The organism is Lysobacter sp. Root604 (assembly GCF_001427505.1).
Lineage (GTDB): Bacteria > Pseudomonadota > Gammaproteobacteria > Xanthomonadales > Xanthomonadaceae > Lysobacter.
Genome location: NZ_LMGS01000016.1, coordinates 1 through 10,310, shown reverse-complemented (window position 1 = coordinate 10,310; position 10,310 = coordinate 1). Strand labels below are relative to the sequence as shown.

Annotated in this window: 9 protein-coding genes; all 9 read left to right on the top strand. The window is 64.4% G+C overall.

Annotated features, from left to right (window positions below):
* On the top strand, positions 1-270 hold a 270-nt coding region (locus tag ASD69_RS22310; RefSeq protein WP_200944043.1), incomplete at its 5' end, for an FtsX-like permease family protein.
* A complete protein-coding gene (locus ASD69_RS20955) occupies positions 263-1,045 on the top strand; it encodes a thioesterase domain-containing protein (RefSeq protein WP_056183365.1) in 783 nt (260 codons plus the stop codon). The genes ASD69_RS22310 and ASD69_RS20955, both read left to right, overlap by 8 nt.
* Before the next feature lie 10 nt (positions 1,046-1,055).
* Positions 1,056-2,654 (top strand): MBL fold metallo-hydrolase, encoded by a 1,599-nt coding sequence (locus tag ASD69_RS20950; protein ID WP_056183362.1) that lies wholly within the window; start codon positions 1,056-1,058, stop codon positions 2,652-2,654.
* A 69-nt stretch (positions 2,655-2,723) separates the two neighbouring features.
* Positions 2,724-5,126, top strand: coding sequence for a penicillin acylase family protein (locus ASD69_RS20945; RefSeq protein ID WP_162250688.1), 2,403 nt, complete (start codon positions 2,724-2,726; stop codon positions 5,124-5,126).
* Positions 5,123-6,883 (top strand): cyclic peptide export ABC transporter, encoded by a 1,761-nt coding sequence (locus ASD69_RS20940; protein ID WP_056183358.1) that lies wholly within the window; start codon positions 5,123-5,125, stop codon positions 6,881-6,883. The genes ASD69_RS20945 and ASD69_RS20940 overlap by 4 nt, the downstream gene beginning before the upstream one ends.
* Positions 6,884-6,921: 38 nt before the next feature.
* Positions 6,922-7,404, top strand: a complete 483-nt coding sequence (locus ASD69_RS20935) for a VOC family protein (RefSeq protein ID WP_056183356.1) — start codon at positions 6,922-6,924, stop codon at positions 7,402-7,404.
* Between the two features lie 69 nt (positions 7,405-7,473).
* Complete coding sequence (locus ASD69_RS20930) at positions 7,474-8,721, top strand: PLP-dependent aminotransferase family protein (protein WP_157499403.1); 1,248 nt, start codon at positions 7,474-7,476, stop codon at positions 8,719-8,721.
* Entirely contained in the window at positions 8,708-9,763 is a 1,056-nt protein-coding gene (locus ASD69_RS20925; RefSeq protein ID WP_057163454.1) for an Ldh family oxidoreductase, read from the top strand. Before ASD69_RS20930 ends, ASD69_RS20925 begins: the two co-directional genes overlap by 14 nt.
* Before the next feature lie 190 nt (positions 9,764-9,953).
* Positions 9,954-10,310, top strand: a 357-nt coding sequence (locus ASD69_RS20920; protein WP_157499401.1) for a biotin/lipoyl-binding protein, incomplete at its 3' end; no start/stop codon positions are given.

Genomic DNA, 10,310 nt, shown 5'->3' with positions numbered 1-10,310 from the left:
CGCGCGATCGGCGCAAGCGACGGATCGATCCTGCGCTTGTTCCTGCGCCAGGGCGCGCGGCGTCTGGCGGTGGGCCTGGTGCTCGCGACGCTGATCGGCGGGGCGGGGCTGTTCCTGCTCTCGCGTCTGGCCGGGCTGGGAGCCGTGGTGCCGGTGGCGATCGGGCTGGGCGTGGCGATCACGATCACGCTGCTGGTGGGCATGGCCACCTATCTGTCCACCCGCAGGATCCTGCGCGGCGAACCGGCCGAAGGCATGCGGTATGAGTGAGTTTTCGCATACCTCGCCGTGGTGGGTCAGGCAGGTGGGCGATGCGCCCGTGCGCGCACGCCTGATCTGCCTGCCGTATGCCGGAGGTAACGCGCGCGTATTCCACGGCTGGGCAGAGTCCTTGCCGGGGATCGAAGTGCTGGCGATCGAGTCGCCCGGCAAGGGCGGTCGGGTGCTCGAGCCACCCTGTGTCGACCTCGACCGCGTCTGCAAGACGCTGCTGGCCGAACTGGCGCCGTTGTTGAATACGTCAGTGCCGTACAGTTTCTTCGGGCACAGCAACGGCGCGCTGATCGCGTTTGAGCTGTGCTGTCGATTGCAGGCAGCCGGTGCGCGGATGCCGAAGCGGTTGTTGTTGTCGGCATGCGGGGCGCCATGGGCGCGCCAGAAGCTGAGTTACTCGATCCTGGACGACGCGGCATTCAAGGCCATGCTGCGCGACTTCAAGGCGACGCCGCCGGAAGTGCTGGAGTGCGAACCCTTGCTGGATCTGTTGCTGCCGGGGTTGCGCGCCGACTTCGCGCTCGCCGAGAACCACGCATGCGCGTGGCCTTCGTTGCGCGGCGTGGCCACGCGCCTCTTCTACGGCGCCGAGGACTCCATTCCGGAGCCGGAACTCGCGGCCTGGACGCAGCGCATCGAGTTGCCGGTCGATTTCGAATGCTTGCCGGGTGGGCATTTCTTTATTCACGACGAGCGGAAGCGTCTGCTCGCAGCGATCGCTCGAGAGCTGTCGGGCACGCTACGAGCGCGACCGGTCGTGCTCGCAAATTAAGGAAGAGGATATGGATAGCGAGAAACGCTGGTACTTGCGGCCGGACGTCTATGTCGAGCCGCTGGTGAACCACTGGTACGCGTGGCCGAACCTGATCGCGCCGCTGACGTACGCGATGTACATGAGCAAGACGCACCGCCGCCTGATGCATTCCTTCGTGAAGAACACGGAGCTGCACATCCTGGCGAACCAGGATCCCGAGCTGGCCGGTGGCGGCGAATTCGTTGACTGCAGCCGCGAGCAGCTGGGGCAGGTGCAAGCCCTGCTGCAGAGCTTCGACAACGAATACGGTCTGTACGCCGAACTCGCCGAGGCGATCCGCGAACTGGACGTGCTGGTCCGTGCCCATCGCAGCGGCGAGTCGATCGAGCCGCTGTACGCGAAGGTGCCGGAACTGCTCAAGGGCTACGTCGAACTGCACATGGACCTCTATCATCAGCCCGGGTATCGGCTGATCGAGCCCCTGCTGTATCGCAGCCGCTATTACGACGAGTCGATGCAGTCGGTATCGCTGGGCATCCTGGCGCCAGGCCAGAAGCGGCCGTTCGTGCTCAGCACGCCGCGCCTGGCCGATGAGCGGCACCTGCACATCCGCCTGCCGTTCCGCTCGCCATGGTGGGATCGGCTGTTCAGCGCACGCACCAGGCCGCTCTCGCGCGAAGAAATCGATGCGCTGTTCGACGACGCGCCGGGCGAGGGTGGACTGGACTACCTTTCGCTGTTCACCGATACGGCGCCGCCGGTCCACCGGGCACCGAATGATGGCGTCCGGCTACGTTACATGGGACACGCCGGCTTCCTCGTCGAGAGCGGTGCCTGCGCGTTGATGGTCGATCCCGTCATCGCCACCTGCACCGACGACAATGCCGACAAGACCTATTCCTACGCGGACCTGCCCGAGCGCATCGACTATCTGTGCCTCACGCACAACCATGCCGATCACGTGAACTTGGAGACCTTGCTACAGCTCAGGCACAAGGTCGACAAGGTGCTGGTGCCGAAGAACAACGGCGGCACCCTGGCCGATCCTTCGCTGCGCCTGCTGCTGACGCAGCTCGGATTCCAGGCGACGGAGGTGGACGACCTGGAAGAGTTCGCGCTGCCCGATGGCCGCATCGTGAGCATTCCGTTCCTCGGCGAACACGGCGACTTGAACATCCGCAGCAAAACGGCCTGGTTCTTCGAGTTGCAGGGCAGGAAGATCTATGCGGGCGCCGACTCCTCCAACCTGGAGCCGCGCATGTACCAGATGCTGCATGACTTCACCGGCGATCTGGACGTGCTGGCGATCGGCATGGAATGCGTCGGTGCGCCCTACACCTGGCTCTACGGCGCGCTGAATACGGAGTTGGTGCCGAAGAACGTCAAGGAATCCCGTCGCCTCAACGGCTCCGGCTTCCAGGAGGCGGCACGCATGGTCGAGGCATTCCAGCCGAAGCAGATGCTCATCTACGCGCTCGGCATGGAACCCTGGTACGGCTATTTCATGGGTCTGGAATACAACGAGCACTCCGAGCAGATCGTCCAGTCGACACGCATGGTGGAGCACGGCCGGACGCTCGGTCTTCCGGTCGAGCGCCTGTGCGGAAAGTACGCGCTTGAGCTTTGAGTCCGCTGTTCGCGCCGGCGCCGTGCCGGTGCGAGTGGCGCTGTTTGATGTTTCTTTCGAGTAATGACAATGAGAAGTGGTTTTCCGATACTCAAGCGTTTCGCATTGTTCGTGTTCCTACCGCTTGCGCTGTTGCTGGCATGGCTCTACGTGCATGGCCGCCAGGGGCTGCCGCCGCAAACGCAGACGGTGCAGGCGCCGGGCGGCGGATCGGTACGCATCGTGCGCGACGAGTACGGCGTGCCGCATCTGTACGCGGATCGCGACGAAGACATCTACTTCGCGATGGGCTACGTGCAGGCTCAGGACCGTCTGTGGCAGATGGAACTGGAGCGGCGGCTGGCCGCGGGGCGGCTGAGCGAAATCTTCGGCAAGGACCTGCTCATGCAGGATAGCTGGGTGCGCACGCTCGGGCTGCGCCGCTCCGCGCAGAGCGCGCACGCTGCCTTGAGCAAACCGGCGCAGCGTTCGCTGTCCGCATACGCGAACGGCGTGAATGCCTGGCTGCGCGAAGGACACCCGCTGCCGATCGAGTTCAGCCTGTTCCGCGTACGCCCCGAGCCGTGGAGCGAAATCGACTCGCTGTCCTGGGGCAAGGTCTTCTCGCTGAGCCTGAGCGGCAATCTCGATCAGGAAATCGGCAAGGCCGTGGCAGGGCGCTATCTGCGTCCACTGCAGATGCAGTCCTTCTTCCACGGCGAGATCGATCCGACGGCGGACGAAGGTGCGCAGCCGTCGCCCGCTTCGCTGGTATCGCTCGGCACGCTCTCCAAGAACCTGCATCTGGACTGGAAGATCGGTGGTCGCGAGGTGGGCAGCAATGCCTGGGTCGTGGCCGGCCGTCATACCGCGAATGGCGGCGCCCTGCTTGCTAACGACCCGCACCTGGGGCTTCAGATGCCGTCGCCCTGGTATCCCGTGGTCCAGCATGGCGCGACGCTGCGTGCGCAGGGCATGAGCCTGGTCGGATTGCCGCCGGTGATTTTCGGCCAGAACGGCCAGATCGCATGGGGCGGCACCGCGATGATGGCCGACGTGCAGGATCTCGCGGTGCAGCGTTTCGACCCGAAGGATCCGGATCTCTACCTGGCCGATGGCGCATGGGTGCCGGTGGAAAGCCGCACGGAAGACATCAGCGTCGCGCCGGCGTTTCCGTCCTTCCTGCACCAGGCGCTGAAGCCGGTCCGGATCGATGTGCGCAGCACGCGCGATGGACCGATCGTCAGCGGCATGCGCGGCAAGGCCGTCGGCCAGCCGCTAGCCTTGCGTTGGACCGCGTTGCAGCCGGGCGACCGCAGCTACGAAAGCATGTACGCCGTGAGCTACGCGAAGGACTGGGAGACGTTCAAGGCGACCTACCGGCATTACGTGGCGCCCGCCCTGAATATGCTGTACGCCGACCGTGACGGGAACATCGGTTACCTGGGCATCGGCGCGATCCCGATCCGCCGCAAGGGCGATGGCTCACTGCCGGTGCCTGGCTGGAACCCGGATTTTGCGTGGCAGGGGCAGATTCCGTTCGACGCCATGCCATCCCGTTACAACCCGCCGGAGGGCTATATCGCCTCCGCCAACGACCGCCCGGTCGACGACGACTATCCGTATTTCATTTCCAATGACTGGGCACCGCCGGCGCGCGGCCAGCGTATCCGGGAGATGCTCGAGCAGGCGATTGCCTCCGGTCGTCGGTTGAAGCTTGAGGACATGCAGGCGATCCAAACGGACGAACGCAGCCTGTCGGCCCGACGGCTCGTGCCGGTATTGACCGCGATCAAGCCTGCCAACGAGGAAGAGCGCAAGGCATTGGCACTGCTCAAGGGCTGGTCCGGCGACATGAGCGCCTCGAGTGCCCAGGCGGCCCTGTTCAATGTATGGATGAGACACCTCTCGGCGGGGTTATTCGGTGGCGTGCTCGGCGACGATTGGATCCGCCACGACGAGATTCAATACGTGCGCGCTGTCCTGGACACGGCCACGGTCGACCAGATCCAACGGGCGTTGACCGACCCGCATGCGCTCTGGTGCGACCCGCGGGTACCGGAAAGCGGCGACCGGTCCTGTCGCGGCGTGCTGCGTGCAAGTCTCGGTCAGGCGCTGGCCGAGTTGCAGCGGCGCAGCGGCAAGGACGAGGCGGACTGGCGCTGGGGCGACATCCACCATGTCCAGTATGCGCATCAACCATTCAGCAATATCCGCGGGCTGTCCGGCTTGTTCGAGCGTCGCGTCGACAGTGGCGGCGGACCGGACAGCATCAAGGTCTCCGCCTACTCGGTGGACGGCACCAATGGTTACGTCGGTAATTACGGCGCCAGCTCACGCCAGCTCATCGCGCTGAGTCGACAGGGCGTGCAACACCAATACATGAACTCGACCGGGCAATCGGGCAACTGGATGAGTGCTCATTACGCCGACATGGTTCAGCCGTTCACGCGCGGCGAGTACTACACGCTCACCGCTGGAGATAAGAAATGAAGCTGCGCCGACGCAAACCCGACGAACGGCCGCGCCGCCGCCTGAGTCTGATGTCCGAGTTCGGGCGCTTCGCTCCGACCCGCGTGTTCCTGGCGGTGCTGGCCGGCGGGCTTTCCGGCTGCCTCTACGCACTGGCGATTCCGCTGATCCTGACCGCGCTGAGCGGACCCGAGGGCGGACTCACTTCTGCCGACGCCCAGGTGCAGATGTTTCTGGGCTTCGAGGTGAGCAACGGCCGGCTGGCGGCATTCTTCGCCCTGTTTTGCCTGCTCATCCTGATTACCCGGGCTACGGCCTCGATCCTGGTGGCACGCGTGTCGATGGACTTGTCATCGAACCTGCGCCAGCGGCTGTGTCGGCGCATCGTGCAGTCTAGCTATCCGCAGCTCGAAACGCTGGGTCAGGCCAAGCTCACCGTGGCGGTCACCGATGACGTGCGGCGCATCATCGGCGGCGCCGCGGTGGTGCCGCAGTTGCTCATCAATGGCGTGATGCTGGTCGGCATATTCGGCTTCCTCTGGTACATCAACACGCCGGTGTTCCTGTTCGTGTTGGGGGCGGTGATCTTCGGCGTGGTGACGTTCCACATTCCGCTGTTGTTCGCCAATCGCCATTTCCATCGTGCTCGGCAGTTGTACGACACATTGGAAAAGGGCGTGCGCGGCCTGATCCTCGGCATCAAGGAACTCCAGCTAGACCGGCATAAGCGAAGCGGCTATTTCGAGCAGATCCTGCAGCCTTGCGAACGGGAATTGCTCCGCTCCGAGAAGAAGGCAATGACCATCATGCTGGCGGCCAACAGCTATGGCGACCTGCTGTTCTTCTTCGCTATCGGTGCCATCGCGTTCGTGTTCGTCAATTATCACGAAATCTCCGGTAGCGACCTGGTGGCGGTGGTGATGGTGCTGCTGTACATCACCGGGCCGATCGCCGTCATCCTCAATACCTTGCCAAGCATGTCGATGGCTGCGGTGTCGCTGCGGAAAATCGAGGAGATCCTGGGCAAGCTGCCGGAGCAGATCGAGGCGGAGCGTCCGCTGCGCCAGCGCGACTGGAGCGTCGTCTCCTTCGCGGGTGTCGGCTACCAGCATCGCACCGACAAGGCGCACGACGGATTCACGGTCGGGCCGCTGGACTTTTCGATCCGCAAGGGCGAGGTCACCTTCATCGTCGGTGGCAATGGTTCCGGCAAGTCGACGCTGTGCAAGATGCTGTCGCTGCACTACCCGCCGGCGAGCGGTCGCATCCTGTTCGACGAGCAGGCGGTGGACGCGGAGTGCATCGACGACTATCGCCAGAACATCGCCACCGTATTCTCCGATTTCTACCTGTTCGACCGACTGCTTTCGCCGATCGACGACGCGAAGCTCGAGGCGGCCAACCGCTACCTGTGCGAGCTGGCGATCGACCACAAGGTGCAGATCAAGGACGGGTTGTTCTCCACCACCGACCTGTCGGACGGCCAGCGCAAGCGCCTGGCGCTGGTGGTGTCGTTCGTCGACGACAAGGAGCTTTACCTGCTCGACGAGTGGGCGGCGGACCAGGATCCGGTTTTCAAGAGGGTGTTCTACACGGAGATCCTGCGTGACCTGAAGGCCCAGGGGAAGGCCGTTGTCGTGGTCAGCCACGACGACCGCTATTTCCACGTCGCCGACCAGCTATTGATCATGGAGGATGGAAAGATCGTCGAGAAGCGCAACGGGGATGAAGTTCCTCATGTAGCCAGCACCAAAGTGGTCGAAGCCACGCCTGCCTGAAATCATCGGGCAGCAACTACTATGGAAGGAGAAAGTGTATGGAATCGGGTCCCTTTTTGCGCATCGACCACCTTGCGATCGCTGTCCATGATCTGGAAGAGGCAATCCTCCTTTATCGGGACACCTTGAAGTTGCCGCTGGTCGAGCGGCGAGAGACCGTCGGAAAGTACACCGGCATGCGCTCTGCCGTCATGTCGGCGGGAAATTTCCAGATCGTGCTGATCGAGGGCACCTCCCCGGAATCGCAGGTGAGCCGTTACGTCAACGAGTATGGGCCGGGCGTGCAGCACGTCGCGTTCGAAGTCGAGGACATCGAGAACACCCAGCGCGCCCTGGCGGAGAATGGACTGGAGTTCTGCACCAGCGTGCTGGATGCGCCCGGCCTGCGCCAAACCTTCAGCAAGCGCGACAAGGTGTCGGGGATGATGTTCGAGCTGATCGAGCGTACCGGCGAGACCGGTTTCAAGGAGGCCAATATCAACCGTCTGTTCGAGGAACTGGAGCGCGCCGATGCTTATTGAGTGGCTGCACGCCGGCAATACGGGAGGGGCGACGTGAGTACGCAGACGAACACATCGCGGTTGGCGGTGATGAATTTCCTCAACGAAGTCGCGGGCGACTTCCCCGACGCCATTTCCCTGGCGTCGGGGCGTCCGGCGGAGGCCTTCTTCGACCTGGAGCGTTGGCTGGATTCGATTCCGCAGTACCAGCGCGAATTCGCCTCGCGGCGGGACTTGTCGTACGCCGATGCCGGGCGGCTCCTGGCGCAGTACGGCCGGACCAACGGCATCGTCAACGAACTCATCGCCGAGCAGCTCGCACTGGACGAAGGCGTGCACGGCAGGAGCGAGCATATCGTGGTCAGCGCAGGCTGCCAGGAGGCGCTGGCGCTGTGCATGTTGTCGTTGTGTCAGGACAAGAACGACGTGGTGATCGCGCGCGATCCCACCTATATCGGCATGACCGGCGTGGCCGATCTGCACGGTATCGAGATCGTGCCGCTGCATTCGAAGGATGACGGCCAACTGGCGGCCGAGCTGGAGGAGGTCGCGGAAAAGCTGCGTCACCAGGGGAAGCGGGCGCGGGCGTTGTATCTGATCCCCGAATTCGACAATCCCACCGGGACCGTATTGTCGCTGGAAGCACGGGAGGCGCTGCTGAGCGTGTGCGCCGGGCAGCGCATCGCGGTGCTGGAGGACAACCCGTACGGGATGTTCCGCTACGAAGGCGAGCGCCTGCCGACTTTGTATGCGCTCGATCGCGCGGGTTGCGTGATCTACCTGTTCACCTATTCCAAGACGCTGTGCCCGGCCGTACGGGTAGGAGGCGCTTTGGTGCCGGACACGCTGTTCGGCAGTGCGGAGGCGGCCCGCACGCTGGTGGCGAACCTCGGCGAACGCAAGAGTTTCCTGACCGTGAACACCAGTCAGCTGAATCAGGCGCTGATCGGCGGCATGCTATTGGCGCAGCAGGGAACGCTGCGCGAGCTGATCGCCCCGCAGCTGGAGCACTACCGCCGGAATCGCGACCTGCTGCTGGCCGCCCTGGAAAAGGAGTTCGCCGATCAGCGCGATGCCGTGCACTGGAATCGTCCCGAGGGCGGCTTCTTCCTCACGATGAAGCTGCCGTTTTCGTTCGGGCAGGCGGAAGTACTGCGGTGCGCGCGCGAGCAGCACGTCATTCCGATGCCGCTATCGTTCTTCTCCCTTTCGGGAACGTGTCAGGACAGCATCCGGCTGGCCTTCAGCAATGTCGAGCCGTCGCTGATCGGCGAAGGCGTGGCGCGGCTCGGCCAATTCGTCCGCCAATGCCAGGAGGTATGCGATGCGGCGGTATGACGCGGAGGTCGTGCATGCAGCGATGGTCGCGCTGATGCGCGATCGCGGAATTTCGGCGGCGCATGCGGCGGACGTCGCGGATGCGCTGGTGGATGCCTCATTGCGGGGCATCGATACGCATGGCGTGCGGCTGCTCGATTTCTATCTCAAGGAAATCGAAGGCGGCCGCGCCAAGAAGCAGCCGTCGTTCCGCATTCACGGCGATTATCCGGCGGCGGCGCTGTTCGACGCCGACGACGCCCTCGGCGTGGTGGCGGGGGCGGCGGCGATGCGAGAGGTCATCGGCCGCGCGCGGAAGGCCGGCATCGCCGCGCTGGCGGTGAGTCGCTCCAACCACTTCGGCCGTGCCGACTACTTCGCGCGCATGGCCGCCGCCGCCGGGCAGATCGGATTGGTCTTCAGCAACTCCGATGCCCTGGTGGTGCCTTTCGGCGGGGTCGTTCCGCTCAACGGTACCAATCCGCTGGCGATGGCCGCGCCGGGCCTGGACGACGACGGCTTCTATCTGGACATGGCGACCAGCCAGACCGCCTATTCGCGCGTGCTGCTTGCGCTTCGCCACGGCCTGCCGGTGGAGCCGGGACTGGCCACCAACCAGGAGGGCCAGGACCTTTCGCACGGCGGCGATCTGGGCGCGTTGCAGCCCTTGGGCGGCATCAAGGGGCAGGGCCTGGGCATGATGATCCAGATCTTGTGCGCGCTGTTGTCCAACATGCCGTTCGATGCCGAACTCTCCAATCTTTACCGGGAACCCTACGACACGCCGCGCCAGATCAGTCATTTCATGGTGGCGATCGAGGTTGCCGCGTTCGTGGATCCGGCGGTTTTCAGGGCGCGGCTGTCCGAGCTGCTGGCGCAGTTCCGGCAAAGCCAGCCGGCCGGGGCAGCCCCGGTACGCGTGCCCGGCGACCCGGAACGCGAGGTGGAGGCCGATCGCCGACGGACGGGAATCCCGCTGGCCGAGGAAGACGTGGCGGTGCTTTCCGGCTACCTGGCCGTGGAGAGGGTCGCGGCCGACCACCCGGACGTCGCGATGACCTGACAAGGTTGAATCCATTTGGGCCGGTACACGCATCCAAGTTCCTGACAGCAGCCATGACCGCGACTGCGCCAAACAGGAAAGGGATCGCGTGGATATCAGGAGACAAGACATTCCGGTAGCCCCCTGGTGGCGTCGCCACCGGCGGTGGCTGCTGGTGTCGGCGGGTGCGGCAGTATTGGTGGTAGCGGCGATGAGCGTGCTGGGGCGAGCCGACCAGCTGGCGTCGCGCGACCGGGTGGTGCTGGCCAAGGTGAAGCAGGGCGAGTTCCTGGTGCAGGTGCGTGGTGTGGGCGAACTTACGTCCAAGCACATGCAGTTCCTGGGCGCGAAGGTCGAGGGCCAGGTGGAACGCATCGCGGTGGAAGCCGGCGCGGCGGTGAAGAAGGGCGACATCCTGGCGAGCCTGGCCAACCCGAAGCTTCACGAGCAGCTGTCGGAGAGCGAGTGGGAGCTGGCGGCGCAGAAGAAGGAGCAGCAGGCCAACATCGCCAGCATGCAGGCAGAGCTGGTCGACCTGCAGACGGACGCACGGATCGCGCAGTCGGAG

What these genes read in the sequence shown, in the direction of transcription:
- ASD69_RS20935 (WP_056183356.1), top strand. Translation starts at nt 6,922, where the DNA reads ATGGAATCGGGTCCCTTTTTGCGCATCGACCACCTTGCGATCGCTGTC.
- ASD69_RS20955 (WP_056183365.1), top strand. Translation starts at nt 263, where the DNA reads ATGAGTGAGTTTTCGCATACCTCGCCGTGGTGGGTCAGGCAGGTGGGC.
- ASD69_RS20940 (WP_056183358.1), top strand. Translation starts at nt 5,123, where the DNA reads ATGAAGCTGCGCCGACGCAAACCCGACGAACGGCCGCGCCGCCGCCTG.
- ASD69_RS20930 (WP_157499403.1), top strand. Translation starts at nt 7,474, where the DNA reads ATGAATTTCCTCAACGAAGTCGCGGGCGACTTCCCCGACGCCATTTCC.
- ASD69_RS20945 (WP_162250688.1), top strand. Translation starts at nt 2,724, where the DNA reads ATGAGAAGTGGTTTTCCGATACTCAAGCGTTTCGCATTGTTCGTGTTC.
- ASD69_RS20950 (WP_056183362.1), top strand. Translation starts at nt 1,056, where the DNA reads ATGGATAGCGAGAAACGCTGGTACTTGCGGCCGGACGTCTATGTCGAG.
- ASD69_RS20925 (WP_057163454.1), top strand. Translation starts at nt 8,708, where the DNA reads ATGCGGCGGTATGACGCGGAGGTCGTGCATGCAGCGATGGTCGCGCTG.